Source organism: Mesorhizobium sp. LNHC221B00 (assembly GCF_000502935.1).
GTDB lineage: Bacteria > Pseudomonadota > Alphaproteobacteria > Rhizobiales > Rhizobiaceae > Mesorhizobium > Mesorhizobium opportunistum.
The window spans coordinates 45,814-71,954 of sequence record NZ_AYWR01000015.1 but is presented as its reverse complement, the minus strand read 5'-3'; the positions used below and the strand labels follow the sequence as shown (position 1 = coordinate 71,954).

Below are 26,141 nucleotides of genomic sequence, written 5' to 3'. Positions count from 1 at the left end.
ATCAGAAACTTCCGGAATGGCTGAGGGTGGGGCGATCCATGATGCGGCGGCCCATCAGGCTTGCCGTCAGGTCGACCATCAGCGTCGCGGTGCGGCCGCGTTCGTCCAGGAAGGGGTTCAATTCGACCAGATCCAGGCTGGAGACGAGGCCGCTGTCGGACAGCATTTCCATCACCAGATGCGCCTCGCGCAAGGTCGCGCCGCCGGGAACCGTGGTGCCGACCGCGGGCGCGATCGATGGATCGAGGAAGTCGACGTCGAGGCTGACATGCAGCAGACCGTCTTGCGCCGCCACACGCGCCAGGAAGGCGCGCAGCAGCGGCGCGATGCCGTGTTCGTCGATGGCCCGCATGTCGTGCGCGGTCACGCCTGCCTGGTTGAGTGCTTCGCGTTCGGCCGGGTCGACGCTGCGCAGGCCCATGGCGCAGATCCGCTTGGGATCGACCGCCGCCGGCAGGTCCGGAAAATAGCCGTCGAAACCAGGCTGGCCGCTGGCGTAGGCGAGCGGAACACCGTGCAGATTGCCGCTGGCCGTGGTGTCCAGCGTATGGAAATCGGGATGCGCGTCGAGCCACAGCACGAAGAGCGGCCGGCCGGCTTCGGCGGCGCGGCGGGCGAGACCGGAAACGGTTCCTGCCGAGATCGAATGGTCGCCGCCGAGAAAGATCGGCATGGCGTCGGCACTGACGTCATAGGCGGCCTCGGCGATACCGGCCGTCCAGGCCGAAATCTCCGGCAGCGCCTTCAGCGCCAGATTGCCATGGGCGAGCGGCCGCACGGTTGCCGGCAGGATGGTTCCGAGGTCGGCCACCTGATGACCAAGCTCCCGGAGCGCACCGGCAAGCCCGGCGGTCCGCAGGGCGCTCGGCCCCATCTCACAGCCCATGCGGCCGGCACCGTCCTGCACCGGCGCACCCAAGATCTTGCAATCCACTCGACCATTCTCCTCAATGAAGCTGAGGCCAGTTGAAACCCATGCGGCCGGCAGAATGAATAGGCCTGATTGGCAAAACCACCGAAAAGACTTATCGTTCTGATCAATCAGACTGCCATATTGGACAAAAATGGATTCACTCGACCAAAAGCTGATCACGCTGCTGCGCCATAGCGCGCGGCGGAGCATCTCAGACCTGGCAAGCGATCTCGGCGTTTCCCGCGCCACGGCAAGGGCGCGGATGGAGCGGCTGGAACAGTCGGGACAGATCATCGGCTACACCGTGATCCTGCGGGCCGAAGCGATCAGTTCGGCGGTCAGGGGCATCATGATGATCGAGATCGAAGGCCATGCCGCCGATCGCGTCATCCGTGCGCTTGGCGGCTTTGCGGAGGTCGCGACCATTCATACCACCAACGGTCGCTGGGACCTTGTGGTCGAACTCAACACGGCCACCCTTACCGATTTCGATGCGATCCTGCGACGCATCCGGCTCGTTCCCGGCATTACCGGCAGCGAGACGAGCCTGCTGCTTGCCACGCCCCGCAGCACCAAGGCCCGGCTTTAGCGACACCGCGCTCGTTGCGTGGAGCAGTTGCTGCTCCTGCCGTCGCCTAACAGGCCGGGGCAGTTTCGATCTTCTGATGCGCCGTGCGGTTCGGTCCCTGGCCGCAAATCGCGGCGAGGCAAACCGCCAGCACGGAACTTTTGTGGCGGAGGCGATTTTGGATGTAAGATGGAATCGGAACGACCAGGAGGGGTGTTGGCGATGACGACGAAACGGATTGCGATCTGCGCTCTTGCCCTGGCGATGGGTTGCGGCATGTCCCCATCGGCATTGGCCGGCGCCAGGCATCGCCATTATCAGGCTGAACGGGAACGCTACGTTCCGGCCGAAGACGATCTCATCGACTTCCTGTTCGGCGGCCCGCGCTATTATGACCAGCAATTGTTCACCACCGCCGCCGGCGCGTGTTCCTATCACCGGGTGGGGCCGGACGCGAATGCGACGAACAAGATCAACGATCATCATTGCGGGAAATGAACGGCCCTTGCCGGGCATCCGGCGAGGACGTCGCGAACGCCGCCCCGGTTCCCGGTGCCGACACGCGGCCGGCATGACGTCGTCTGAACGATAAAACATCGTCCCAGGACCCATGGCCGGCCGCTCAATTCCGCGGCCGTTTCGTGGGCATGGCTGTCGGCCATTGCGCATTGGCGATTTCAAGGTATGATGAAAATCGCCAACTATGAGACAAATATGAAAAAAAACTCCAAACCTATGGCCGTCGAAGCACCAACGGCCAAGGATGCGCCTGAAATCGCGCGCTTGTTGAGCTGGGCCTTCGGCTTCGGCAAGGCGCGGTCCGATGAATACATCGCCAATGTCGGCCTTGGCGCGCTCAGGCTGCTGCGGGGCGAGGGCGGGCGTCCGGATGCCTGCGCGGCGTTGCTCGATACGGCGCATGTCTTCCATGGCAAGCCGGTGCCGGCGACCAACATCGCGCATGTGGCGATCGCGCCGGAGCGTCGCGGTCAGGGGCTGGCGGTGCCGTTCGTCGATGCGTTGTGCGCGGAGGCGCATGGCAAGGGAGCCGCCATCGCCACGCTGTTCGCCTCGACGCGGCCGGTTTACCGCAAGGCTGGCTTCGAGCTTGCAGGCCATGAGATCGTCTATGAGGCACAGACGATCAGCCTGCCGGCCGCGAGCAGGCTCGCCTTCGAGCGTGTCGAACCGGACGATCCGCGCCTTGCCACGGCTTATGCCGCCAAGGCAGGTCGCGAAGCCGGGTTGGTCCACCGTGGTCCGGCGCACTGGAACGAGTTGCGGCGCAAGCCCAGCGACGCGCTGGCCGCCTACCTGGCCGAGGATGACGCGGCCTATCTGATCCTCGACATGGGCGACGAAGCCTGCCTCGATGTCCGCGACTGGTACGCCGCTTCCCCGGAAGCCGCGCAAGGCGTACTTTCCTTCCTGGCCAGATTCCGTTCGGTCTATCCGATCGTGCGCTGGCATGGCGGCCCGCAGGACGATCTGGTGGCGGCGATGCCTGACAAGGGCTGGCGGCTCGCCCATCAGGAGGAATGGCTGTTGCGGGTGCTCGACCCGCCCGCGGCGCTCCGCCAGCGCGGTTACCATGCCGACGACATCAGGCTGGCACTTAGCATCGGACCGGCGGACACGGCGCTGGAGGTCGAGATCAGGGGCGGGACAGTCGAGGTTCGCGAGGCGACCGCCGGTTATCAGACCGTTGCCCTGCAAACCCCGGCATTCGTGCAGGTTTTCACGGGCTTTCGCAGCGCATCGAAACTGGCGCAGTATGGCCAGGTGGCAGGCGATGCGAATGCCATACGTCTGTGTGATCAGCTGTTTGCCGGCCCGCCGCCCTGGGTGGCGGAGCATTTCTAGGAACAAGGACCTTTCATGACATACGCGCTTATCGCCTCGCTGAGGGCGGCGGCTGGAGACATGACGCCGGCGCTGGCGCGCGTCGCCGAGACAGTGCTGGCGCAGCCGGACGCCACTTTGCGCCAGAGCATCACCGAGCTTGCCGAGGCGTCCGCCTCGTCGGAGGCCAGCGTCATGCGCTTCTGCCGCGACCAGGGTTTTGCCGGCTTCCAGGACTTCAAGCTGGCGCTGGCCAAGGAGTTGGCCACCGACGAGCGGGCGCGGGACATCGGCTTGCCGACCGATGACATCCAGCGGCTGGTGGAAACCGCCATCATCTCGCTGCGCGAAACCGAGCAGCTGATCGTCAGGGAAGACATTGCCAAGGCCGCGCGGCAACTGCTGGCGGCGACGGCGGTCGACTGCTTCGGCATCGCCGCATCCGCCATCACGGCGCAATACCTCGCCTACAAGATGACCCGTGTCGGCAAGCTCAGCCGCGCGCTTGGCGACGCGCATCTGGCGGTCATGGCGGCGGGAACCACGCAGAAGGGCACCGTGCAGGTGGTCATATCGAGTTCGGGATCGACCATAGACGCGGTGCGGATCGCCGAGCTTGCTCGATCGCAAGGTGCCTTCGTCATCGGCATATCCAACCGCTCCAAAAGCCCGCTGGTCGCCGCCTGCGATCTCGCCCTGATCGCGTCCTGGCCGGAAACGCCGCTGACCGGCGGCGCCTTTCCGTCGAAGATCAGCCAGCTTTTGATCGTCGATGCGCTGGCGGCCGAGATGATGCGGCAGGATCCGGCGCGGCTCGCACTGCTAGGGCGCACGGCGGAGGTCGTGAGTGACCGCAGCTTCTGATCGTACGGTCTTCGCCGTCGACATTGGCGGGACCAAGATCGCCGCCGCCGAAGTGCGCGGCGGGCGATTGCTGGACAGGCGCCAGACGGTAACGCCGAGGACGGGCAGTGGCGACGATCTGGTCGCGGCGATCGCCGGTCTCGCGCCCAAGCACGCTTTCGACGCCATCGCCGTCGCCACCACCGGCATCGTTCGTGACGGTGCTCTGACCGCGCTCAACCCGCAGACACTGCCGATCGAGAACGGCTATCCGCTGGCCCGAGCACTTGATAAAGCGCTCGGTGTGCCGCCACTCGTCGTCAACGATGCCCAGGCGGCCGCCTGGGCCGAATTCTGCGTTGGCGCCGCCCATGGCTTCCGCAATTTCGCGTTTTTCACCGTTTCCACCGGCATCGGTTGCGGCCTGGTGATCGATGGCCACCTGCAAACCGGCGCGACGGGACTTGCCGGCCATGCCGGGCACATGATGTCCGATCCCGGCGGCGCGATGTGCGGGTGCGGCCGGCGCGGCTGCCTGGAGACGATCGCGTCGGGCACCGCACTGGCGCGCCTCGGCAGCGAACGGCTCGGCCGTCCGGTTGGCGCACCTGACCTGTTCGCAGCCGCCAGGCAAGGCGATGCGAACGCTGCCGAGGTGATCGGCTCCGCCATCAACGCGCTGGTCGACGGCTTCGCCGATCTGACGGCGGCCGTCGATGTCGACTGCTTCGCGGTCGGCGGCGGCGTCGGGCTGGCGGATGGGTTCATTGCCGCCCTGGAGGCGCGCTCCCGGCTGTTGCCTGCCGTCTTTCAACGCCCCATCGTCGCAGCGCAGGCGGGCGCCGATGCCGGCCTGTTGGGGGCCGCACTGCTGTCTGAAGGAAATTTTCATCTAAAATAATTTCTTGACAAAAAGTTTCATCTACGGTTGATTGCAGGGGGTAACGCTCGAAGGAGAAACCCCAGGTGCAAGGCGATCTGCTCGCTCAGCTCGATGGAATGCTGGTCGTCTCGTGCCAGGCTGAATCCCGCATGCCGCTCGACGCCCCTGAGCACATTGCCGCCATTGCCCGGTCGGTCATCCTTGGCGGCGCGGCGGGTGTGCGGATCGAGGGGGTCGCCAACATAGACGCCGTCCGCCGCCGCACCGGCGTTCCCATCATCGGGCTGATCAAGGCCCGCCGTGCCGACACCGAAATCTACATCACGCCGACGCTCGCCAACGTGGCGTCGATCATCGAGGCCGGGGCCGACATCGTAGCTCTCGACGCCACCAACCGGCCGCGCCCAACGGATCTTGAGGCGATGTTCGGTGCGATTGCTGCCAAGGGGCGCCTGTCGATGGGCGATGTCAGCACGCTCGACGAGGGCAAGCGCGCCATCGATGCCGGCGCCTCGCTGATCAGCACCACCATGGCCGGCTACACGCCTTATTCCAACCAGCAGCGCGGGCCGGATTTCCAGCTGATGGGGCAGCTTGCCGGCGCCGGCCTGCCGTTCGTCGCAGAGGGCCGCATCTGGACACCGCAGGAGGCGGTCCGCTGCTTTGAGCTCGGCGCGCGCTTCATCGTCGTCGGCGGTGCCATCACACGGCCCGACGCCATAACCCGCGGCTTCGTCGACCAGGTCGCGTCGTGGAGCGCCGACCCGCAATTGAAGAGGAACAAGTCATGATCAAGCGCCACCGCGTCGCCGTTATCGGTGCGGGCTTCATGGGCTCCATGCACGCCGCGATCTTCGCTGACATGGTCGGCTGCGAACTGGCGGCGATCGTCGATCCCAACCTGGAACTGGCCGGCGCTGTCGCCGCCAAGGCGCCGGGCTGCAAGGTCTACCCCAGCCATGAGGCGCTGCTGACGGGCGAACGCGATCTCGACCTCGTCTCGATCTGCACGCCCGACAACCTGCATCTGGCGCCGGCGGTTGCCGTGGCCAAGGCCGGCATCAACATCTTCGTCGAGAAGCCGATCTCTTCCACCATCGAGGATGCCAAGGCCATCATCGCTGCCTGCGAGGCGGCCAAGGTCAAACTCGGCATCGGCTATCTCCTGCGCTTCGATCCGCGCTATGCGGCGGCCAAGGAATTGATGACTTCGGGCAAAATCGGCGAGCCGATCCACATCTACGCCCGGCGCAACAGCGCCCGCACCGAAGGCCCAAAGCGCTATGGCGGCAAGCTGCCGCTGGCGCTGCATGTCACCGTGCACGACGTCGACATGGTGCTGTGGATGCTCGACGGGCAGCACCCGGTTTCGGTCTATGCCCAGCAGACCGACGTTCTGCTTGGCGAGTCGGGCACGCAGGACAGCCTGGCCGCGATCGTACGCTTCTCCGGCGGCACGGTGGTGAATTTCGAAAGCGCCTGGTCGCTGCCGGCCGGCGCGCGCCACATGATCGATGCCCGCATGGAACTGATCGGCACCGAAGGCTCGTTCGAGGTCCAGTGCGGCGACAGCGGCCTCTACTACGCCAGCAACGAAACATCGCGCGAGATCGACACCCAGCATTGGCCTGTCGTCAACGGCCGTCTCGACGGCGACCTGGCGCGCCAACTCGGCGGCCTGCTTGCCTGGCTGAACGGGGCCGACATGCCGATCGCCAGCGGCCGCGATGCCCTTCGTTCGCTCGAACTCACCCTCGCGATGATGCAGTCGGCGCAGAGCGGCGAAATCGTGCGTCTCGGCCAGGCGTGATGCTCGAACGACACAGAGAATTTGAAACGAGGCCAGAGTGGCCCAACAATGGGAGACGAGAAATGTTTAACAGACGCAATGTTTTGATGCTTGGCGTGGCCGCGGCCGCGCTTGCCACGGCCCTGCCGGCTTTCGCGCAGGACAAGCCGTTCGACGGGGTGCAACTGTCGGTGCTGCTCGAAGGCCATCCGACGACCGACGCCATCCAGAGGCTGTTGCCGGAATTCAAGCAGGTGACCGGCATCGACGTGGCGCTCGAAATCGTACCCGAGCAAGACATCACGGCCAAGGAGCTGCTGGAATTCTCCTCCAAGTCCGGCCGCTATGACGTCGTCCAGAACAACATCATCTACCTGCCGGGTTTCGTGAAGTCGGGCTATGTCGTGCCGCTCGACGATTTCCTGGCCAAGCACAAGGAGAATTTCGACAGGGCCGATTTCGTGCCCGGCTATTTCAACACCAACGTGGTCGACGGCAAGGTCTACGGGCTGCCGGTCTACGGCGAGAGCACCTTTGTCATGTACCGCAAGGATCTGTTCGAACAGTACGGACTTGCGGCGCCGAAGACGTTCGAGGACATCGAGAATGCTGCCAAGACGATCTCCGAAAAAACCAACAAGCAGATCGCCGGCATCACCATGCGCGGCCAGCAAGGCATCCAGGGCGTCTATGTCTGGGCCGCCTATCTGTGGGGTTTTGGCGGCTCGTTCCTCGACGCCGGCGGCAAGTCGGCGCTGGCGACGCCGGAGGGTGCCGCCGCACTCGAAGCCTTCACCAAGGTGCTGAAGGATTACGGTCCGGTTGGCGTCGCCAATTTCGGCTGGGAAGAAAACCGACTGCTGTTCCAGCAAGGCAAGGCGGCGATCACCCTCGATGCCACCGTCAACGGCGCCTACAACGAGGATCCCACCGTCTCCACGGTCGTCGGCAAGGTCGGCTATGTGCCGGTGCCGATGAAATCCTCCTCGCCCAAGGGCGGCTCGTCCTCGCTCGCCGTGCACTCGATGTATGTCTCGGCCGAATCCAAGAACCAGGAAGCGGCGGCTTTGTTCGCCGCCTGGGCGACCGCCAAGGAGCAGCAGCTGAAGGCGATCGAAACCGATCCCAATTCCGGGGTGACCTCGCTTTCGGTGCTGAACGGCGAGGCATTCGGCAAGCGCTACGGCGCCTTCAAGGACGGCATGATCGCCGCCATCAATGCCGGCAATCCGCAATACCTGCCAACGGTCGAACAGGCCAACGAAATCATCAACAACACCGGCATCGCCGTCTCCAAGGCGCTTGCCGGCACGGCCAGCGCCGCCGATGCCTTGAAGGAGGCGGACGAGGCAAACAACGCCGCGCTCGCCCGATAAGCGGGTAAGGCGTGCCCTGCCGCGTGCGCTCCCTGTGCGCGGCAGGGCGAAATCCTCAACGGGTGGATTGAGACCTTGGCGACAGCAGCATCGGATCCGACCAGGCATTTCTTCCAGCCGATCATCGTCTGCCTGACCGTGGCTTCGGTCGCGCTGACGCTGTTCGTGATCTGGATTTCTTTGCACGATCTGTCGCTGATGCGCGCCGGACGGGAAAAGTTCGTCGGCCTTGACAATTACCTGCGCTTCTTCGGCGATCCGCGCGCCATGGCGGCCCTGTGGCGCACGGTGCTGTTCACGACGCTGGCGACGATGATCGAGATCGCGCTCGGCCTTGCCGTCGTGCTTTTCCTCGATCGTGACTTCGCCATGAAGCGGCTGGTGCGGACGCTGCTTCTGGTGCCAATCATCATGACGCCGGTCGTCGTCGGGCTGACCTGGCGCTTCCTGTTCGATCCCGCGACCGGCATGGCGAACTACCTTCTGTCGCTCGCCGGCATTTCCCAGGTCGATTGGCTGGGCAGCCCTCAATTGGCGTTGTTTTCGGTGCTGATCGCCGACATCTGGCAATGGACGCCCTTCGTCATTCTCTTGGTGATGGCGGCACTGGAATCGGCCCCCACCGATCCGCTCAATGCTGCCCGCGTCGACGGCGCGCGCGAATGGCAGGTGACCTGGTATGTGCTGCTGCCGATGCTGCGCCGGGCGCTCGCCATCGTCGCGCTGATCCGGGCGATCGACAGCATCAAGGCGTTCGACCTGTTTTACATCATGACGCGCGGCGGGCCGGCGCTGTCGACGGAGACGCTGAATTACTACGGCTACATCGTCGCCTTCACCAATTTCGACATTTCCTACGCGCTCGCCATCGCGGTCATCCTGACCATCTTCACCAATGTCGCGCTCCTGACCATGTACAGCGTGCTGTTTCCGAAAGCGGGAGAGCGCTGATGGGCCGGCGTACGGTTTTCTATGTCGGGCTGCTCATGCTTTTGCTGGCGGTGCTGTTCCCGCTCTACTGGGTGGTAGTGACTTCGTTCAAGATGACGCGCGACGCCTTCGCCATTCCGCCGGTCTGGCTGTTCAGCCCGACGCTCGACAACTACCGCACTGTGTTCGCCAATCGCGGCTTCCTTAGCGCGTTTGCCAATTCCTTCATCATTTCCATCCTGTCCAGCGCGCTGGCGGTGGCCATCGGCTCGGTCGCCGCCTACGGGTTGGCGCAGCAGCCGGGCAATCTGCGCCGCTCCAAGGAAAAGTTCATCCTCAGCCTGCGCATCGCGCCGGCGCTGCTGTTCGTCATTCCGATGTATTACCTGGCGACCCGCATCGGCGCGCTCAACCAGCACTGGCTGCTGATTGCCGCCTATGCCTTCGTCAATGTGCCGTTCGCCATCTCGCTGCTGATCACCTTCTTCGACGACATTCCGAAGGAGCTGCGCGATGCGGCCCGCGTCGATGGCGCGCGCGAGTTCAGCGTGTTCTGGCATGTCTACCTTCCGGCGGCGCGCGGCGGCATCGTCGCGACGCTGATTCTGTGCGTGCTGTTCACCTGGAACGAGTTCTTCGTCGCCCTGGTGCTGACCGGCCGCGACACCCAGACGTTGCCGGTCTCCATTACCTCGTTCCTGACATTCCAGGGCATCCAGTGGGGCGCGCTTACCGCTGCCGCCACGCTCATCATGCTGCCGATGATCGTGCTTGGCGTTCTGGTGCAGGGGCAGATCGTGCGCGGCATGACGCTGGGCAGCGTGAAGGGCTGAGGGGGATACGATGGCGAATTTGTCTATACGGTCGGTGTCGAAATCCTACGGTGCGGTCAACGTGCTGGACGATGTCTCGGTCGAAGTTGAGGAAGGCTCCTTCGTCGTGCTGCTCGGGCCTTCGGGCTGCGGGAAGTCGACGCTGCTGCATGCGATTGCCGGGCTCAACCCGATCGATTCCGGCACCATCGTCATCGGCGACCGCAACGTCACCAATCTTCCCGCGCGAGAGCGCGACGTGGCGATGGTGTTTCAGTCCTATGCGCTCTATCCGACCATGTCGGTGGCCGAGAACATTGCCTTTCCGCTGAAGATGCGCGGACTAGACCGCAAGACGTCAGGCGAGAAGGTCGATGCGGTGGCGAAGCTGCTGCAGATCGAACCCTTGCTGGGTCGCAAGCCACGTGAGTTGTCCGGCGGCCAGCGCCAGCGCGTGGCCATCGGCCGGGCACTGGTGCGCGATCCCAGGCTGTTCCTGTTCGACGAGCCGCTCTCCAATCTCGACGCGGCGCTGCGCACGGAACTGCGCGCCGAGATCAAGCGCCTGCACCAGTCGATCCGCCGGACCATGGTCTATGTGACGCACGACCAGACTGAGGCGCTGACGCTGGCCGACAAGATCGTCGTGCTGAAAGCCGGCAAGATCGAGCAGATCGGCACGCCCCTGTCGCTCTACGACGATCCCGATAACGCCTTCGTCGCCGGCTTCATAGGCTCGCCGCGCATGAATTTCCTCAAGGCGAAGGTGGCCGAGGACGGGAAAGCCGTGCTTGTCGGCGATGCCAGTGTCGATATCTCTCATCTCACGACGCGGCTTGGCATTGGCCAAGACGTTACCCTGGGCATCAGGCCGGAGCATCTCGACGAGAAGCAGGGCGTCGAGCTTGCGCTGGCCGTCGATGTCACCGAACGCCTGGGATCGACCTCCTACGTGCACGGCGCGCTGGCCGGCGGCGAGACGGTGGTCGCCGAACGGCGCGAGGATCAGCCGCGTTTCGGCGAGACGATCACGCTGCGCTTCCTGCCCAGCCGCACCCGCATCTTCGACACCCAGGGGTTGCGCATTCGCTGATCCTGCTTGGTGGTGCCTCAGGCCGTTCCCCAACCCGGCGTGGATTGCCGGCCCCGGCATGCACCGCATCGCGATCGGGCGGCGCAATTTTTTGCCGGCCGAACCCGTCCTCTACGATCTATCGTGGCGTCTGGGAGGTTCGCATGAGTTTGCCGTAGCGCTTGACCAGCCGGTCGCGCTTCAGGCGCGTCAGCCTGTGCGTCCAGAAGAGCCCGTCGAGCTGGTCGATCTCATGCTGGTGGCAAACCGCCAGCAGACCATCGGCGTTCTCGAACTGCTCATTGCCATCCAGATCCTGATAGCGAACAATTATGCGCGCGTGTCGCTCGATATCCTCGGTGACACCGGGCATCGAAACACTGCCTTCCGCATGATGGATCATTTCGGACGAGGCCTGGATAACAGATGGATTGACGTAGATGCCCGGCTTTGCGGCGGAAGGCAGCTGGATCACGACCAGGCGTCTCAAAATGCCGATATGCAGGGCGGTGATGCCGATCCCGGGCGCCGCATGCATGGTGTCGACGAGATCACCGGCCAAACCCTGCAAGTCGCTGTCGAACAGTTTTACGGGTTCCGCCACCGCGCGGAGAAGGGGATTGGGGAACCTTATGATCGGCCGAACCGCCATGGACTCCTCCTACGTCACGATTCGGCCAGGCAAGCACGGATTTCTGCATCGTTCTCGCCACGCGCCGGGCTTGCGGCAGGCGAGCGCCGCGCCCTTGCCGAAAAACGCGGTGCCGCCGCCGCTTGAAGAGTGTCGTCCACCGTCAGCCATGTGCCGCGGGCGGCCATGTGCGGATGCTGTGCTGCCTCTCGCGGGCCAAGTACCGGCCCGACGCAGGCGTCCGATCCTTCGAACAGCTTGACCCATTCGTCACGCGGTCTGGCAGCAAAGATCGCCGCCAGCCGGTTGCCGAGCTCCGGCCATAGACCGCGGTCGAATTGGTTGGCGAATTGCGGATCGGCGGCGAGGCCAAGCCGGTCGAGGAACAGCGCATAGAATTTCGGCTCGATGCACTGGACGCTGATGAAGCCACCATCGGACGCTCGGTAGACGCGGCACCAGTGCGGTCCGTCGAGAAGGCTGTTGCCCCGTTCTGCGGCAAGGCCGCCGGACTGGGCGAGCGACATCAACAGGTTCATCATGTGGGCCGAGCCGTCGACGATCGCCGCGTCGACCACGGTGCCTTTCCCGCCGGCCCGGGCGTTCATCATGGCCGCGAGCATGCCGACCACCAGATAGAGCGCGCCGCCGCCTATGTCGCCGACCAGCGTCGGCGGCGCCCTTGGCACCTCTTCCGGCAAAGAGCCGTACCAGAGCGCGCCGGACACGCCGATATAGTTCATGTCGTGGCCTGCGGTATGGGCGAGCGGACCGTCCTGGCCCCAGCCCGTCATGCGGCCGTAGACTAGGCGCTTGTTGGCCGCCAGGCAGACATCGGGGCCAAGCCCGAGACGTTCCATGACGCCGGGCCGGAAACCCTCGATCAGGCCATCGGCGGTGGCGATCAGGCGCATCAGCACGGCGGCGTCGGCGGCATCCTTGAGGTCGAGCGCGATGGAGCGCTTGCCGCGATCGAGCAGCGAGCGCTCGGGCAGGCCCGGCATCGGCGCCTGCTTGCGATGGACGACGATGACATCGGCGCCGAGATCGGCGAAGAGCATGCCGGCGAAGGGGGCTGGCCCGAGCGCCTCGATCTCGACGATTCGGGTTCCCTTCAGCATTCCACCCTCCACGGCTTCAACCTTGTATGGCGCACATCTGCATCGCGCGCTTTTGGTGTCGCCCACTTTTGGTATCGCCCACTTTTGGTATCGTGGTGGGCGACGGTGTGTAACCCTGCTCTTTCAGCATTGAAGCACGTGCCGCTCGCATATACTTCAGGGTCATGAAAAAAATCGGTTTTCTCTCCTTCGGGCACTGGACGCCCTCGTCGCAGTCGCAGGTGCGCTCGGCTTCGGACGCGCTGCTGCAATCCATCGATCTCGCGGTTGCGGCCGAGCAGCTAGGCGCCGACGGCGCCTATTTCCGCGTGCATCATTTCGCGCGCCAGCTCGCCTCGCCATTTCCGCTGCTGGCGGCGGTCGGCGCCAAGACCAGCCGCATCGAGATCGGCACCGCGGTCATCGACATGCGCTACGAAAATCCGCTCTACATGGCCGAGGACGCGGGCGCGGCCGACATCATCGCCGGCGGGCGGCTGCAGCTCGGCATCAGCCGTGGTTCGCCCGAGCAGGTGATCGATGGCTGGCGCTATTTCGGCTATCAGCCGCAGGAAGGCAAAAGCGACGCCGACATGGCGCGGCACCACGCCGAGGTTTTCCTCGACACGCTGCGCGGCGAGGGCTTTGCCCAGCCCAATCCGCGGCCGATGTTCCCCAACCCGCCCGGCCTGCTGCGGCTCGAGCCGCATTCGGAGGGCCTGCGCGAGCGCATCTGGTGGGGTGCGGCCACCAACGCCACCTCGGAATGGGCGGCGAAACTGGGCATGAATTTGCAGAGCTCGACGCTCAAATTCGACGAGACCGGCAAGCCTTTCCACATCCAACAGGCAGAGCAGATCCGGATTTACCGCGAGGCCTGGAAAGCGGCCGGCCATGAGCGCGAACCGCGCGTCTCGGTCAGCCGCAGCATCTTCGCGCTGGTCGACGACCGCGACCGCGCTTATTTCGGGCGCGGCAATGAGAGCCGCGACCAGATCGGCTTCATCGAGGAGAATACCAGGGCGATCTTCGGGCGCAGCTACGCCGCCGAGCCGGATGTGCTGATCAAGGAATTGACGCAGGACGAGGCGATCGCCGAGGCCGACACGCTGCTGCTCACCGTGCCCAACCAACTCGGCGTCGACTATAACGCTCATGTCATCGAGGCGATCCTGACCCATGTCGCGCCTGGGTTGGGTTGGCGCTGACAGGCGCGCCAAGACAGCGACAACGGAGGAGAGGAGATTCACGGCATGGCGAAGAAAGCCTTGATTGCCTGGGGCGGCTGGGACGGCCATACGCCGGAGCGCAGCGCCAATGTCATCCGCGCGCTGCTCGAGCGTAACGGTTTCGCCGTCACGCTGGGCCAGGGCACGGCGATGTTCGCAGATCCGGAGTTGTCATCATTCGATCTCATCGTGCCTGTCATCACCATGTCGACGATCGAAAAGGCCGAGCTGCAGAACCTGACGCAGGCCGTTCGCCAGGGGACCGGGCTCGGCGGCTTTCACGGCACGATGGGCGACAGTTTTCGCAACGAGCCCGACTATCAGTTCATGACCGGCGGCCAATGGGTCGCGCACCCCGGCGACATCATCGACTACCAAGTCGCCATCACCCGGCCGGACGATCCGATCACCAAAGGCATCAACGATTTCGCCTACCGGTCGGAGCAGTATTACATGCATGTCGACCCAAGCAACGAAGTGCTGGCGACGACCACTTTCACTGACGCGCATTTTCCGGGCATCGGCGGCGTTGTCATGCCTGTGGTCTGGAAGCGCCGGTATGGTTCGGGCAGGGTGTTTTATAGTTCTCTTGGACACACGGCGGATGAGTTCGCGGTGCCGGAAATGGCGCTGATTGTGGAGCGCGGGTTGGTATGGGCGGCGCGAGGGTAGCAGCAAGCGCGTTTTCGTGAAAATCTGGGCCGAATTCACAGGGCATCCATGGAGATATCCAATGAGTGATTTCGAGTGGTCCGGATCCGAAAAGAAGCTCGCGCGCCATGCCTTCGATACCGCCCTTGAGGCGGCGCTCGCAAAGACGATGGCCGACTTCAAAAGCAAGGCGAGTGCGGTGACGCAGCCCTCCGAGATGTGGGAGCTCGAAGACTATTTGCGTGAACAGCGACGGAAAATCGATCGCACGTTCGACTATCGCTATTCGCAGCTTCTCTTCGTGTTCGCGCAGCTTATTCGAGCAGGGCATCTCGATGAAAAGCTGCTTGCCGGTCTGTCGCAAGACAAGCGGGATGTCATTCAGCGGGACCTGGCCTTTGTGGCGAGACGCTCGGCCAGTGGCTGACCGGAGCGGCGCTCCCGGGTTCGCGATTGTCATTGACGGCACTTGTGCGACTATCCATGGGCCCCTGGCTTCGTCATCCTAGCGCGTAGCAGGAGCGAAGCTCCGTCGCGGAGACCCTAGACTAGGATGACGAAGCCGGGGACGCTGAGACCCTCACCTGATCCCGCCCACAACCACATAGGCGCCAGCGCTTCGCCCATCCTCCAGCCGCACCACCGCCGTGATGATCGAGCCATACGGGCCGCGCCAGACGCTGTGGAACCGCTGATGCTCGGCTGCAGGGACGAGCGCGCGCCCGACTAGGCGCGCGCCGCTTCGCTGCAATGCGACAGGCTCGCCGTTGATATGCACCTTGACGCTGGCATTCTCCGTCTCCGCGTCGCCGGGCAGGTCGACTGTGATGGATATCTCGTCCTGATCGCCCGAAGAACGCGTCTCGGCGGCGAGCGCGATGACAAGCGGTGGCGCCTTGCCGTCGCCACACCGGGTGGGCCGATCCGAAAACACGTCATCGGCCAGTTCCGGCGTGCGCGGTGGGCGGGTGCGGCGCTGCGTGGCGCGTTCGTAGTCGCCGGCCATGCACAGGAGCCGTTCGTCGTCATAGGCCTTGCCGGCGAAGGTCAGGCCGACCGGCATGCCGATATCGGCCATGGTGCCCATCGGTATGGTGACGGTCGGGATGCCGAAATGGCGCCAGACCAGATTGCCGTTGGCGACCCAGGTGCCGTTGCGCCAGGCAAGGGCGGCGGACGCCTCGTTGATGTCGGCATCGGCCGGGCCGACATCGGCGGCGGCGGGCAGCACCACGGCGTCGATGCCTTGTGCATCGAGCCAGTCCTCGAAATCGATCCGCCGCGTCGTTTCCAGGCCCTTGAGACCATCCTCCATCGTCGGGATATCCTTGAAGGGCGTGACGCCGGCTTTCGCCCGCTCGACGTAGTCCGCGAGGTCGAAGCCGCCTTCGTAGCGGTCGGGCAGCGTGCCTGGCGGCTGCGGGAAGATTTTCGGGCCATCGACCGAGGCGAGGTCGGGAATATCAGGGTCGGCATTGGCGCGCAGGAAATCGTCCCAACCCCAGATGCATAGGTCCCAGATTTCGCGGTTCGCGAACTCCTTCGGCACGAGCCCGCGCTCTACCATGGTGCGCGCGCCGGGACGGTCGCGCTCGTAGTTGGAGACGACGGGAAAATCGACTTCCACCACTTCGGCGCCCAGCCGTTTGAGATCGGCCGCCGCCTGTTCCCACAGGGCAAGCACCGAGGCCCGGGTTTCGATCGGCCGGTCGGCGCCGCTGTCGCGGCCGATATACATTCGGGGCACGCCGAGCCGTCTGCCTTTCAATGATCCAGCAAGCGTCAGTTCGGTGTAGCGTTGCGGCCGCATTTCGGAGCTATTCGGCAGCTTGATCCAGGGCTGCGCGCGCCAGAAATCGCCTCGCGTCTCGGGATCGTCGGCGACGATGATGTCGAGCAGTTCCAGCATATCGTGCACGGTCCGCGTGTGCGGCACGACGACATCCATGGTCGGCACCAGCGGCCAGTTGCCGCGCACGGAGGTCACGCCGCGCGAGGGCGTGTAGGCGACCAGCGCGTTGTTGGTGGCCGGCGCGCGGCCGGACGACCAGGTTTCCTCGCCGAGCCCGAAGGCGCAGAAGCTGGCTGCTGTCGCCGTGCCCGAACCGCTGGACGAGCCCGACGCGAAGGCGGCGGTCAGATAGTCGGCATTGTAGGGGCTCTCGGCGCGGCCATAGACGCCGCGCTGCATGCCGCCATTGGCCATTGGCGGCATGTTGGTCAGGCCGATCAGCACCGCGCCGCCGGCCCTGAGCCTCGCGATGGTGAAGGCGTCCTCATTGGCGACGAGATGCTCGAAGGCCGGCGAGCCGGCGGCGACCGTCAGGCCTTTGACCTTGTAGCTGTCCTTGGCGGTGTAGGGGATGCCGTCGAGCGGCCCAAGCAAGGCCTTGCTGCGCCGCCGCTGGTCGGAAGCGGCGGCTTCCTCGAACATGTCGGGGTTGAGCACGGGGACGGCGTTGAGGCCGATGCCGTGGCGGTCGAAATGCGCGATGCGGCGCAGATACGCACCGACCAGCTCGACGCTGGTGACCGTGCCGTCATCGAGCGCACGGCGCAATTGTTCGATCGTCGCTTCGACGAGATGAAGGCTGGCATCGGTCATCACTGGTTCCAAACTGTCGTTTCCACGCCATGGATGAGCGAGGCCGCCAGCTTCGGCAAGAGCCAATCCGCAGGCTTCGTCGGAAGGTGTTGTTCCTGCGGCCGACCTGCCCCCGCTGAGCGGCTGTCGAGCCCATGACGATGCCAATTCCGGCCCAGATGACGGTCGACGAGATGATTTGGACGATCATCAACAAGATGGCTTGCAGACGTAAGCAAAAGCTCGCGGAAGTTGCGTGAAAACCATATTGTCGGGGGAAACCGTGCCGATCTCACAGCATGAGAGGAGATCATGCCTGAACAGAATGCCCATATCCGCGCAGCCATCGGACGGATGCTTTCCAAAAAACCGGGGTTGCCGTCATTTCGATGAAGGAGAGTATCGCGGAGTTGCTGGCGATAACCGGTGTCGCGCTGACCGTCGAGAGCCTGCAGGATCTGCTGCTGGAAATGGCAGAGGTGCGCGGCATGATGGTGGTGCTCGATCTCTAGAGCAATTCCAGGAAAAGTGTGAAACGGTTTTCCGTCCGGAATTGCGTCAAAACAAAGAGTTAGAGCAGTTCACCGTTTGTGAACTGCTCTGAGGCAATTCCAGGAAAAGCGCCTCAGGCCAGCCGGTAACGGCCAGCGGCGGCCTCTTCGAAACGTTCTGCCTTGAGGGCTGGTGCCAGCGTGCCGTCGCCGTAAATCATGCGGCCGGCGCGGAAGGTGGCGCGGACACGTGCCACCGGCTGGCGGTCGGCAACCACCAGGTCGGCCAGAAGCCCCGGCTCGATGGCGCCGCGATCGGTGAGCCCGAGCGCCGCGGCCGGGTTGGCGCTTGTCAGCGCGGCCGCCGCTGCCAGGCCGCCGTCGCGCACCTGTGCCAGGCCAAGCACGGCCGGCAGGATCGAGGCCGGATGGTAGTCGCTGGCCAGCATGTCGAGCAATCCCGCCTCATAGGCCCGCCGGGCGGAAAGATTGCCGGAATAGGAAACTCCGCGCAGTGCGTTGGGCGCGCCCATTGCGGTGTGCATGCCGAGCCGGCGGGCTTCCTGCGCCGCTTCGAGCGTCACCGGGAATTCGCTGAGCACGGCGCCCAGGCCATGGACCAGTTCCACTTTTTCCAGCGTGTCGTCGTCATGCGAGGCAAGCACGATGCCGCAGGCGCGGGCGCGGGCCGACAGATCCTGCAGCGCGTTGAGTACATCGCCCTGGCCCTCGCGGCCGGCCATCCGCTGTCCGACGATCTCGGAGGCCATGGCAACGGACATGCCACGCTCCTTGGCGATGCGGGCGATGTAGAGTTCGACGTCGCGGTATTGCCCCTGTCCAGGCGTGTGGTCCATCAAGGAGATGAGGTGCAGCTTGCCTGCATCCATCAACCTCTGCAGCATGGCGATCGCGGGCGTGAAGGTGACCTCGAACCGGGCATGGATGCGGTGGTCGACAAGCAGATCGTCCTTCATCCCGGCAATGGTCTCGATGATATCGGATGTATGATCTTCCGAGCGCAGCACGCCGCTGGTGACGCTGGCGCCGATGAAGGAGAGCGCGGCATAGGCCGTCGTCACGCCGCAGGAGGCGAGCTTCTTGTCGAGTTCGGCAATGCCGATTTGCATCGGCACATGGACGCCGGTGCGCGGCTCGACTTCCTTCTCCACCATGTCGCCATGCATGTCGATGAAGCCCGGCAGGAGCAGGCGGCCGCCGCCCTCGATGTCGGCATTCTCGACAGGTTGGTCTCGGATTTCGGCAATCCGGCCGTTTTCGATCCTGACAGCGCCATTGGCAACGACACGGTCACGCAGGACAATTTCGAAGTCACTCAGCCACATGTCATGTCTCTTGCAAGTGGTTTCAGGGTGGGAAATGGTTTCAAGGTGGATTTCGCTGGCGACAAGCTCGGCGACATTTTCGCGTGATGGAAGACGCCGATCATGGCGACGGTTGCCGCCGCTTCGATCACGATCTCTCCAGGACAACCCTATGTTTTCTAGTTCACCCGAATGCCGGTTTCCATTTGATTTTTATGACATTTACATGAAGCCAGAATAGGTGATGCGCGCGCCCGGAGCCTACTTTTAAGCTGCGCGGTCAGGAATAGCACCAAGACCGGCACCGCGGACAGCAGGCTGGCGGCCATCAACGGATCAGCGAGCGCGTGCAGCTTTCGAGCGTGCTGCTGCATGCGGAAAAGCAAAGGTGAACGGCTGCTTACGCGCCCAGGATGAAATCGGCGCAGCGGTCGGCGATCATGATCACGGGCGCGTTGGTGTTGCCGCTGATCAGGCGCGGCATGATCGAGGCGTCGCAGATGCGCAGGCGCGGTACGCCGCGCACGCGCAATTGCGGATCGACCACCGCGCCGTCGTCGGTGCCCATCCGGCAGGTGCCGCAGGGGTGATAGACGGTCTTGGCGTGTTCGAGGATGTGGTCTGTTATCGTCTGGTCGGAAAGATCCGCATCGTTACCCGGCGACAGTTCCTCGGCGACCGCGGCCTGCAGGGCAGGCTGGCGCAGGATATTGCGGGCAATCTTCATGCCGGCGAGCAGCAGAGCGAGATCATGGGGATCGGACAGGAAGCCGGTGGTGAAGCGGATCGGGTCGGCGGCGTCACGCGAGCGCAGGCCGACCGTGCCGCGCGACTTTGGCCGGAGGACACAGGGGTTGAGCTCCATGCCGTGGCGCTCGATCGAACCATGCTCGGCGCTTTCGATCATCACCGGCAGGACGTGGAACTGGACATCGGGCCGGCCATCGCCGTCAGTGTCGAAGAAGCCGCCGCTCTCGACCACGTTGGAGGTCAGCAGGCCGCTGCGAAACATCAGGTACTGGATGCCGTGGCGCAGCGCCTTCAGGCCGCGGTCCTGCCCGAGCAGCGAGATCGGTTGGCGTGTCAATGCATAGACGGGGGCCGCGACATGATCCTGCAGGTCGCGGCCGACCGATGGCATGTCGCGGATGACGGGAATGCCCAGCCCGGCCAGATGCTCGGCTGGCCCCAATCCCGACAGCATCATCAGCTTCGGCGTCGCCAACGCACCGGCGGTGAGGATCACCTCGGCCCTTGCCGTCGCTGTATGGTTGCGGCCGTCCGAAGTGGTGTAGGCGAGGCCGCTTGCCGCCCCGTTTTCCAGTGTCACGCCGGTGACCAGCGCATCGGTGACCACGGTCAGGTTGGCGTTGCCGCCCAACGGCCTCAGGAATACTTTTGCCGCTGATTGGCGCTCGCCGTTCGCAGTCGTCGTCTGGTAGAAGCCGACGCCTTCCTGCCGCGCGCCGTTGAAGTCGTCATTGTAGCGATAACCGGCCTGTTGCGCGGCTTGCACATAGGCCAATGACAGCGGATGGCGGTGGCGTGGATCGGAGACGGGCAGTGGGCCCTCGATGCCGTGGTGCTTGCCGGCCAGCCGCTCGTTGCGCTCCAGCCGCCGGAACACCGGCAACACCTCGTCCCAGCCCCAGCCGGTGCAGCCGAGTTCGCGCCAGCCATCGTAATCCTGCGGCTGGCCCCTGACATAGAGCATGGCGTTGATGGAAGAGCCGCCGCCCAGCGTGCGGCCCTGCGGCACCGGCAGCCGACGTCCGCCGACGCTCGGCTCGGGCTCGGATTCGTAGATCCAGCTGCGTGCCGTGCCGATCACCTTGGCGAAGGTGGCGGGCATGTCGATGAGCCGCGTGTTGTCGGCAGGCCCGGCCTCGACGATCAGCACGCGCTTGCCCGCATTGACCAGCCGGTTGGCCAGCGTGCAGCCGGCCGAACCGGCGCCGGCGATGATGTAGTCGTATTCTGCGCTCATCATGTCAGGCGTAGCGCATGATGACGGTCTTGGTTTCGAGGTAGCCGTCGATCGCCGCACGTCCATGCTCGCGGCCAATGCCGGACTGCTTGAAACCGCCGAAGGGTGCCGCGGGGTCGAGCGTGTTGTGCGAATTGACCCATACCGTGCCGGCCTTGAGGCCGTGGATGGCAGTCATCGCCTTGCCCATGTCGCGGGTCCAGATCGAGGCCGACAGGCCGTAGCGCGTGTCGTTGGCGATGCGGATCGCCTCGTCGAGATCGGCGACCGGCATCGCCGCCACCACCGGCCCAAACACTTCTTCGCGCACGATCTCCATATCGGGCCGGACATTGTGCAGGATGGTCGGCGCCACATAATGGCCTTTCGCAGGCACCGGCCGCGCGCCGCTGACCCGTTCGACGCCGGCCGCCAGGCCGCGCTCGACAAAGCCCTCGACGCTTCTTTTGTGCTTGGCCGAGACCAGCGGGTTGATTTGCGCATCGGCGTCGCGGCCGGCGCCCAGCGACATGCCGTCGGCGATCTCGGCCAGCCGCGCCAGCGTGCGGTCGTAGATCGACTTCTCGATCAGGAGCCGTGAGGCCGACGTGCAGACCTGGCCCTGGTTGAAGAACATGCCGAGGCCCGCGACCAAAGGCTCGATGCCTTCCTCCATGTCGGCAAGCAGGATCATCGGCGATTTCGAACCGAGCTCCAGCGTGAAGCGGGCGACGCGGTCGACGGCGGCGTGGCCGACGCGTTTTCCCACTTCCGTCGAGCCGGTAAAGGTCAGCTTGTCGATGCCGGGATGGCGGATCAGCGCTTCGCCGGTGACGGAGCCGCTGCCGGTGACGATGTTGACGACGCCGGGCGGAAAACCCGATGCCTCGATCAGCTCGGCGAGCCGGAGCAGGCCGAGCGGGGTTTCCTGCGGTGGCTTCAGCACCACGGTACAGCCGCAGGCGAGCGCCGGCGCGATCTTCCACATGCCAATCAGCAGCGGGAAATTCCACGGGACGATGGCGCCGACGACGCCGACCGGCTCCATCACTGTCATCGCCTGATGTTTGGCGCCAGGCGGTACCGGGATGGAGACCTGGAAGGTCGAGCCTTCGATCTTGGTTGCCCAGCCGGCATAATAGCGCAGCCAGTCGACGGTGCCGGCCGCACTCAGCATGCGGGCGACGCCGAGCGACTTGCCGTTCTCGATGCTTTCGATCTCTGCAAGGAGGTCGGCATCGGCCTCGACGGCGTCGGCGAGCTTCAACATCAAATTCTGGCGGTCGACCGGTCGCATCGATGCCCACGGTCCATCGAGCGCGGCTCGCGCCGCGCGCACCGCCTGGTCGACCAGTTCGGGGCCACTTTCCGGCACGTGCGCGACGATCTCGCCGGAGGCGGAATCGTCGACGGCGAGGCCGTCACCAGCGAGGCCCTCGACGAAGCGGCCATTGATGAAGGGGCGGTGCGGACGCGCCAGGAAAGCGGCGGCGGCAGGGCTGATCGGCGGCACGGTTCTCTCGTTCACGCCATCCTCCTCGATTGCTGATGAACATCCCAGCCGAGGATTATGGAGCGCATCGGCCGGCTTCAAGCCTCCCAAAGCACGAGTGCGCGCTCAGTCAAAACAAAGTTCCCGCTCGGACAAGACGCGAAATGGCGGATGCCGCACTATCCTTGGCGAAGATCGGCGCACAGCCGGCACAGCATCAATCGGGATCGAACAATGCGATTTTCGGGAAAGACGGCCTTCATTACCGGCGGCGGCACCGGCATCGGCGCGGCGGTTGCCAGGCGCATGGCGGCCGACGGCGCGAAGGTGGTGCTGATGGGCCGGCGGCGCGAGCCGCTGGAGGCCGTGACCAGGGACATTGGTGGGCTGGTGGTGCAGGGCGACGCCGCCGATCCGAAGGCGGTGCGCGCGGCTCTGGCCGAAGTGCATGACAAGGTCGGGCCCGTTGACATACTCGTCGCCAATGCCGGCGGCCATGGCGTCGGGCCGACGATCTCGATGAGTGACGAAACCTGGAGCCTGGCGACACGCACCAATCTCGACACCGCCTTCGTTTGCGCCCGCGAATGCCTGCCCGACCTGATCGAGCGCCGAGGCAACATCGTCGTCGTCGCCTCTATCGCCGGCCTGTTCGCCGGGCCGGACGCGGCCGGCTACGTCACCATGAAACATGCCTGCATCGGCTTCGGCAAATCGCTGGCGCGCGACTATGGCCGCAAGGGCGTGCGCACCAACATCATCTGCCCGGGCTGGGTGTCGACCGACATGGCCGACGAGCAGATGGAGATGATCGTCGAAAAGCACGGGCTTGGCTCGATCGAAGAGGCCTATCGGCTGGTGACGAAGGACGTGCCGCTCGGCCGGCCGGCGAAACCGCAAGAAGTGTCCAACGTCATCTGCTTCGCCGCCTCCGACGAGGCGGCGATGATGAACGGGTCGATCCTGACGGTCGATGGCGGCGCCACCGTCGTCGACCTGCCCACGTTAGCTTTTGTCGATTGATGTGGAGGAGCACCATGAACGACCAGAACAGGCCGGCCGACTGGAAGCATTTCGACGATTTCGCCGCCGGCATCGCCACCAACCGGCTGCCGACGACATCAGCGTTGCGCGGGCAGACCTTCAAGATCACGCTCGACACCGGCCGCACCATCGACTTGGCCTTCACGTCAGCCGATACGGTGGCGTGGAGCGAGGGCACGAAAGCCGGCGCGGACTGGTACGAGGCGCTCGAAGTCGCCTCCGATGTGTTCTTCATCAACATGAGTTTCGCCGCCCGGCCGACGGAGGACGAGGCGCTCATCGTCAACACCAGTACGCGCCGCGTGCTGTCGGTACGCGAACGGGTGCGTGAAGCAGGCGAGGCGCCCGGCGAGCCACGCGTGGCGCAGACCTGGTCGGCCGGTGTGCTCGGCGACCCCCGCGTGGCGCCGACCGGCATCGTGCCGGCACCGACCCGGGACCTGATCGGGCTCACCGCGCACTACACCTACAGTCCCAACCACGTCTACGAACATATTTATCTGAGCGCCGAGCGCTATGCCTGGCAGAACCTCGTCGGCGTGCAGCGCGGCCATGGCGACGTCGATCTGGCCACGACCTGGAAGTTCGCCGAGAACCAGTATGTGTTTGGTTTCCGCGAGTTCATCATCCCGGTCGCGTCGCTGTTCTTCTACAATTGGGACACGATGCGCTCGACCGGCAAATTCCTTGGTGTGACCAGCCAGGGCAAGGTCGAGAACAAGCCGGCCGGCGCTCACATCGAGAAGAAATCCAGAACCGTCTACGACGAAGGCAAGGCGCCGGTCTGACCGCGCGGGAGAACGCCATGAACAAGAACTACGAAGCGATCAAGGCGCATTACGCCGGGTCCGACGCGATGGATTTGGCCGCGATGATGGCGCCGATTACCAGCCGCACCGCCTGGACCGAAATGGCTGGCTTTCCCTATGCCGGCACCTATGTCGGCCCCGACGCCATCATAGCGGGCGTCTTCAAGCGCATCGGCGAGGAGTGGGACGGCTACAATCTGAAGCTCGAAAAGCTGGTCGACGGCGGCACCACCATCGTCGGCATCGGCACCTATTCGGGTGTCTACAAAAAGACCGGCAAGCCGATGTCGGCGCGCGTCGTCCATGTCTGGGAGATGGAGGACGGCAAAGTGCTGAGTTTCGAGCAGTTCACCGACACCAGGCTGGTCGCGGCAGCGACAGCTTGAGACATGCGGCCGGGCGCGCTGACGCGTCCGCCCGATGAAAACCTGGGAGGATGAAATGGGAAACAGTCTGAAGGCAATGCTGGCGGGGAAGAGAATGCTGGCGGGCTTGGCCCTGTCGGCCGTGTTCGCGGCCGGCGGTACCAGTATGGCGAATGCCGGCGACACCGAGATCGTCATCGGTGCGCCGNTGTCGGCCGTGTTCGCGGCCGGCGGTACCAGTATGGCGAATGCCGGCGACACCGAGATCGTCATCGGTGCGCCGATCTCCCTGACCGGGCCGCTGGCTGGCGACGGCAAGGAGCAGAAATGGGCCTACGAGCAAGCGGTGGCCGACATCAACAAGGCCGGCGGCATCTTGGTCAAGTCGGCCGGCAAGAAACTGCCGGTGCGGCTCGTCCTCGCCGACGACGAAAGCTCGGAAGGCAAGGTCGCATCGGCGCTGGAGAACCTGATCAAGGTGCAGAAGGTCGACGCGCTGCTCTCGACCCATTCCGGGCCGATGAACATCGCGGGCGCCATCGTCGCGGAAAAATACAAGAAGTTCTACATGATCACGACGGCCTTCCCTTTCGAATGGCAGCCGTTGAAGCTCAAATATTCGGCGCTGTTCTTCTTCCACCCGGGTCCGGGCGCCGAAGTGCCGTTCGAGATCTGGAACAAGCTGCCGGCCAATGAGAAGCCGAAGAACCCGGCGCTGGTCACTGAGGATTCGCCGGACGGCAAGGGCTTTGGCGGCGCCTTCGAGGCGGCGGCCAAGAAGTATGGCTACACTTTCGCCGTCGACGACCCCTGGGCGATCGGCGCCACCGACTATTCGGCGCTGATCACCAAGCTCAAGGCGGCAGACGTCGACGCCATGCTGGTGTTCGGCTCGCCGGCCGACACGGTGACGCTGCTGCGCCAGATGAAGGAACTCGGCTTCTCCGTGCCTTATCTGCACGGCTGGAAGGGCACCTGGACGGGTGAGTTCCACGAGGCGCTCGGGCCGGATTCCGATTACATCCTGACCGACGGCTTCTGGTCGGCGAGCTACCCTTACAAGGGCGCCAAGGAGCTCGGCGACCGCTACGAGGCCGAGTTCAAAAAGGACTCCGTCACCGTCGGCGCCTTCTATGCCAACGCGCAGGTGCTGGCGCAGGCGATCGAGAAGGCGGGTTCCACCGACGCCGACGCGCTGCATGAGGCGATCTTCAACCAGGAATTCAAGGACACCGTCGTTGGCGATCTCAAATTCGACCAGACCGGCTTTGCCCTGATCCCCAGCGTCGCCACGCAATGGTGGCAAGGCAAGCACCAGCTGATCTACCCGGACGGCAACTGGACCTACAAGCCGGCACCGGCCTGGGACAAGCGCTGAGCAATTGGTGCGGCGAATGGGGCGGGCGCGGCTTCTGTGTCCGCCCCA

At 64.6% G+C, this 26,141-nt stretch carries 27 protein-coding genes; 19 read left to right on the top strand and 8 right to left on the bottom strand.

Annotation, left to right across the window (positions count from 1 at the left end):
• Position 1: 1 nt before the first annotated feature.
• Positions 2 to 934, bottom strand: a complete 933-nt coding sequence (gene rocF / locus X741_RS147060) for an arginase (RefSeq protein ID WP_023778995.1) — start codon at positions 932 to 934, stop codon at positions 2 to 4.
• Between the two features lie 130 nt (positions 935 to 1,064).
• On the opposite strand from rocF, the gene X741_RS147065 reads away from it, so the two are divergent.
• From X741_RS147065 to X741_RS147115, 11 genes are all read left to right on the top strand, one after another.
• On the top strand, positions 1,065 to 1,502 hold the full coding sequence (locus X741_RS147065; RefSeq protein ID WP_013894172.1) for an Lrp/AsnC family transcriptional regulator: 438 nt from the start codon (positions 1,065 to 1,067) through the stop codon (positions 1,500 to 1,502).
• A gap of 201 nt (positions 1,503 to 1,703) precedes the next feature.
• A complete protein-coding gene (locus X741_RS147070) occupies positions 1,704 to 1,979 on the top strand; it encodes a hypothetical protein (RefSeq protein WP_023778994.1) in 276 nt (91 codons plus the stop codon).
• A 216-nt stretch (positions 1,980 to 2,195) separates the two neighbouring features.
• Positions 2,196 to 3,344 (top strand): GNAT family N-acetyltransferase, encoded by a 1,149-nt coding sequence (locus X741_RS147075; protein WP_245272748.1) that lies wholly within the window; start codon positions 2,196 to 2,198, stop codon positions 3,342 to 3,344.
• Between the two features lie 15 nt (positions 3,345 to 3,359).
• Positions 3,360 to 4,187 (top strand): MurR/RpiR family transcriptional regulator, encoded by an 828-nt coding sequence (locus X741_RS147080; protein ID WP_023778992.1) that lies wholly within the window; start codon positions 3,360 to 3,362, stop codon positions 4,185 to 4,187.
• Entirely contained in the window at positions 4,171 to 5,067 is an 897-nt protein-coding gene (locus X741_RS147085; protein WP_023778991.1) for an N-acetylmannosamine kinase, read from the top strand. Before X741_RS147080 ends, X741_RS147085 begins: the two co-directional genes overlap by 17 nt.
• Positions 5,068 to 5,132: 65 nt before the next feature.
• Positions 5,133 to 5,840 (top strand): N-acetylmannosamine-6-phosphate 2-epimerase, encoded by a 708-nt coding sequence (locus tag X741_RS147090; RefSeq protein ID WP_023778990.1) that lies wholly within the window; start codon positions 5,133 to 5,135, stop codon positions 5,838 to 5,840.
• A complete protein-coding gene (locus X741_RS147095) occupies positions 5,837 to 6,859 on the top strand; it encodes a Gfo/Idh/MocA family oxidoreductase (protein WP_023778989.1) in 1,023 nt (340 codons plus the stop codon). The genes X741_RS147090 and X741_RS147095 overlap by 4 nt, the downstream gene beginning before the upstream one ends.
• A 62-nt stretch (positions 6,860 to 6,921) precedes the next feature.
• Positions 6,922 to 8,214 carry a sugar ABC transporter substrate-binding protein gene (locus tag X741_RS147100; RefSeq protein WP_031250237.1) on the top strand — a complete coding sequence of 431 codons (1,293 nt, stop codon included), beginning with the start codon at positions 6,922 to 6,924 and terminating at the stop codon, positions 8,212 to 8,214.
• Between the two features lie 75 nt (positions 8,215 to 8,289).
• The gene (locus X741_RS147105) at positions 8,290 to 9,165 is read left to right on the top strand and encodes a sugar ABC transporter permease (RefSeq protein WP_023778987.1); all 876 of its coding nucleotides are present in this window, start codon (positions 8,290 to 8,292) and stop codon (positions 9,163 to 9,165) included.
• Complete coding sequence (locus X741_RS147110) at positions 9,165 to 9,977, top strand: carbohydrate ABC transporter permease (RefSeq protein WP_023778986.1); 813 nt, start codon at positions 9,165 to 9,167, stop codon at positions 9,975 to 9,977. The genes X741_RS147105 and X741_RS147110 overlap by 1 nt, the downstream gene beginning before the upstream one ends.
• Before the next feature lie 10 nt (positions 9,978 to 9,987).
• A complete protein-coding gene (locus X741_RS147115; protein WP_023778985.1) occupies positions 9,988 to 11,049 on the top strand; it encodes an ABC transporter ATP-binding protein in 1,062 nt (353 codons plus the stop codon).
• A gap of 118 nt (positions 11,050 to 11,167) precedes the next feature.
• Here X741_RS147115 and X741_RS147120 read toward each other — a convergent pair whose 3' ends face one another.
• Together X741_RS147120 and X741_RS147125 are read right to left on the bottom strand one after the other, a co-directional pair.
• A complete protein-coding gene (locus tag X741_RS147120) occupies positions 11,168 to 11,680 on the bottom strand; it encodes a peptide deformylase (RefSeq protein WP_023778984.1) in 513 nt (170 codons plus the stop codon).
• Between the two features lie 14 nt (positions 11,681 to 11,694).
• Positions 11,695 to 12,780, bottom strand: a complete 1,086-nt coding sequence (locus tag X741_RS147125) for a CaiB/BaiF CoA-transferase family protein (protein ID WP_023778983.1) — start codon at positions 12,778 to 12,780, stop codon at positions 11,695 to 11,697.
• Positions 12,781 to 12,944: 164 nt separating this feature from the next.
• On the opposite strand from X741_RS147125, the gene X741_RS147130 reads away from it, so the two are divergent.
• The 3 genes from X741_RS147130 (at position 12,945) to X741_RS147140 (ending at position 15,066) form a co-directional block, all read left to right on the top strand.
• Positions 12,945 to 13,967, top strand: coding sequence for an LLM class flavin-dependent oxidoreductase (locus X741_RS147130; RefSeq protein WP_023778982.1), 1,023 nt, complete (start codon positions 12,945 to 12,947; stop codon positions 13,965 to 13,967).
• Positions 13,968 to 14,012: 45 nt separating this feature from the next.
• A complete protein-coding gene (locus tag X741_RS147135; protein WP_023778981.1) occupies positions 14,013 to 14,660 on the top strand; it encodes a ThuA domain-containing protein in 648 nt (215 codons plus the stop codon).
• A 61-nt stretch (positions 14,661 to 14,721) separates the two neighbouring features.
• Complete coding sequence (locus tag X741_RS147140; RefSeq protein ID WP_023778980.1) at positions 14,722 to 15,066, top strand: hypothetical protein; 345 nt, start codon at positions 14,722 to 14,724, stop codon at positions 15,064 to 15,066.
• 153 nt (positions 15,067 to 15,219) lie between these two features.
• Here the strand turns inward: X741_RS147140 and X741_RS147145 are convergent, their stop codons facing one another.
• Entirely contained in the window at positions 15,220 to 17,244 is a 2,025-nt protein-coding gene (locus tag X741_RS147145; RefSeq protein ID WP_023778979.1) for an amidase, read from the bottom strand.
• A 368-nt stretch (positions 17,245 to 17,612) separates the two neighbouring features.
• On the opposite strand from X741_RS147145, the gene X741_RS1000000171540 reads away from it, so the two are divergent.
• A complete protein-coding gene (locus tag X741_RS1000000171540) occupies positions 17,613 to 17,735 on the top strand; it encodes a hypothetical protein (protein WP_280940346.1) in 123 nt (40 codons plus the stop codon).
• A gap of 113 nt (positions 17,736 to 17,848) precedes the next feature.
• On the opposite strand, the gene X741_RS147150 is transcribed toward X741_RS1000000171540, so the two are convergent.
• From X741_RS147150 to X741_RS147160, 4 genes are all read right to left on the bottom strand, one after another.
• The gene (locus X741_RS147150; RefSeq protein ID WP_023778978.1) at positions 17,849 to 19,060 is read right to left on the bottom strand and encodes an alpha-D-ribose 1-methylphosphonate 5-triphosphate diphosphatase; all 1,212 of its coding nucleotides are present in this window, start codon (positions 19,058 to 19,060) and stop codon (positions 17,849 to 17,851) included.
• Positions 19,051 to 19,191, bottom strand: coding sequence for a hypothetical protein (locus X741_RS1000000169925; RefSeq protein ID WP_156937918.1), 141 nt, complete (start codon positions 19,189 to 19,191; stop codon positions 19,051 to 19,053). The genes X741_RS147150 and X741_RS1000000169925 overlap by 10 nt, the downstream gene beginning before the upstream one ends.
• A gap of 248 nt (positions 19,192 to 19,439) precedes the next feature.
• On the bottom strand, positions 19,440 to 21,029 hold the full coding sequence (locus X741_RS147155) for a GMC family oxidoreductase N-terminal domain-containing protein (protein ID WP_245272747.1): 1,590 nt from the start codon (positions 21,027 to 21,029) through the stop codon (positions 19,440 to 19,442).
• A 1-nt stretch (position 21,030) separates the two neighbouring features.
• Positions 21,031 to 22,533 carry an aldehyde dehydrogenase family protein gene (locus X741_RS147160; protein ID WP_023778975.1) on the bottom strand — a complete coding sequence of 501 codons (1,503 nt, stop codon included), beginning with the start codon at positions 22,531 to 22,533 and terminating at the stop codon, positions 21,031 to 21,033.
• A gap of 198 nt (positions 22,534 to 22,731) precedes the next feature.
• Here X741_RS147160 and X741_RS147165 point away from each other — a divergent pair, with 198 nt between their 5' ends.
• The 4 genes from X741_RS147165 to X741_RS147180 are packed head-to-tail and all read left to right on the top strand — an operon-like array spanning position 22,732 to position 26,093.
• On the top strand, positions 22,732 to 23,520 hold the full coding sequence (locus tag X741_RS147165) for an SDR family oxidoreductase (protein WP_023778974.1): 789 nt from the start codon (positions 22,732 to 22,734) through the stop codon (positions 23,518 to 23,520).
• A 14-nt stretch (positions 23,521 to 23,534) separates the two neighbouring features.
• Positions 23,535 to 24,329: a MoaF C-terminal domain-containing protein gene (locus X741_RS147170; RefSeq protein ID WP_023778973.1), complete on the top strand. Its 795-nt coding sequence runs from the start codon at positions 23,535 to 23,537 to the stop codon at positions 24,327 to 24,329.
• Between the two features lie 17 nt (positions 24,330 to 24,346).
• On the top strand, positions 24,347 to 24,736 hold the full coding sequence (locus X741_RS147175) for a nuclear transport factor 2 family protein (protein ID WP_023778972.1): 390 nt from the start codon (positions 24,347 to 24,349) through the stop codon (positions 24,734 to 24,736).
• Between the two features lie 55 nt (positions 24,737 to 24,791).
• Positions 24,792 to 26,093 carry an amino acid ABC transporter substrate-binding protein gene (locus X741_RS147180; protein ID WP_198023983.1) on the top strand — a complete coding sequence of 434 codons (1,302 nt, stop codon included), beginning with the start codon at positions 24,792 to 24,794 and terminating at the stop codon, positions 26,091 to 26,093.
• Positions 26,094 to 26,141: the final 48 nt, after the last annotated feature.

Coding starts and splice junctions, on each gene's coding strand:
- X741_RS147145 (WP_023778979.1), bottom strand. CDS start 17,244: ATGACCGATGCCAGCCTTCATCTCGTCGAAGCGACGATCGAACAATTG.
- X741_RS147150 (WP_023778978.1), bottom strand. CDS start 19,060: ATGTGGCTGAGTGACTTCGAAATTGTCCTGCGTGACCGTGTCGTTGCC.
- X741_RS147080 (WP_023778992.1), top strand. CDS start 3,360: ATGACATACGCGCTTATCGCCTCGCTGAGGGCGGCGGCTGGAGACATG.
- X741_RS147135 (WP_023778981.1), top strand. CDS start 14,013: ATGGCGAAGAAAGCCTTGATTGCCTGGGGCGGCTGGGACGGCCATACG.
- X741_RS147165 (WP_023778974.1), top strand. CDS start 22,732: ATGCGATTTTCGGGAAAGACGGCCTTCATTACCGGCGGCGGCACCGGC.
- X741_RS147175 (WP_023778972.1), top strand. CDS start 24,347: ATGAACAAGAACTACGAAGCGATCAAGGCGCATTACGCCGGGTCCGAC.
- X741_RS147155 (WP_245272747.1), bottom strand. CDS start 21,029: ATGATGAGCGCAGAATACGACTACATCATCGCCGGCGCCGGTTCGGCC.
- X741_RS147095 (WP_023778989.1), top strand. CDS start 5,837: ATGATCAAGCGCCACCGCGTCGCCGTTATCGGTGCGGGCTTCATGGGC.
- X741_RS147100 (WP_031250237.1), top strand. CDS start 6,922: ATGTTTAACAGACGCAATGTTTTGATGCTTGGCGTGGCCGCGGCCGCG.
- X741_RS1000000171540 (WP_280940346.1), top strand. CDS start 17,613: ATGAAGGAGAGTATCGCGGAGTTGCTGGCGATAACCGGTGTCGCGCTG.
- X741_RS147075 (WP_245272748.1), top strand. CDS start 2,196: ATGAAAAAAAACTCCAAACCTATGGCCGTCGAAGCACCAACGGCCAAG.
- X741_RS147070 (WP_023778994.1), top strand. CDS start 1,704: ATGACGACGAAACGGATTGCGATCTGCGCTCTTGCCCTGGCGATGGGT.
- X741_RS147170 (WP_023778973.1), top strand. CDS start 23,535: ATGAACGACCAGAACAGGCCGGCCGACTGGAAGCATTTCGACGATTTC.
- X741_RS147125 (WP_023778983.1), bottom strand. CDS start 12,780: ATGCTGAAGGGAACCCGAATCGTCGAGATCGAGGCGCTCGGGCCAGCC.
- X741_RS147065 (WP_013894172.1), top strand. CDS start 1,065: ATGGATTCACTCGACCAAAAGCTGATCACGCTGCTGCGCCATAGCGCG.
- X741_RS147120 (WP_023778984.1), bottom strand. CDS start 11,680: ATGGCGGTTCGGCCGATCATAAGGTTCCCCAATCCCCTTCTCCGCGCG.
- X741_RS147130 (WP_023778982.1), top strand. CDS start 12,945: ATGAAAAAAATCGGTTTTCTCTCCTTCGGGCACTGGACGCCCTCGTCG.
- X741_RS147140 (WP_023778980.1), top strand. CDS start 14,722: ATGAGTGATTTCGAGTGGTCCGGATCCGAAAAGAAGCTCGCGCGCCAT.
- X741_RS147110 (WP_023778986.1), top strand. CDS start 9,165: ATGGGCCGGCGTACGGTTTTCTATGTCGGGCTGCTCATGCTTTTGCTG.
- X741_RS147115 (WP_023778985.1), top strand. CDS start 9,988: ATGGCGAATTTGTCTATACGGTCGGTGTCGAAATCCTACGGTGCGGTC.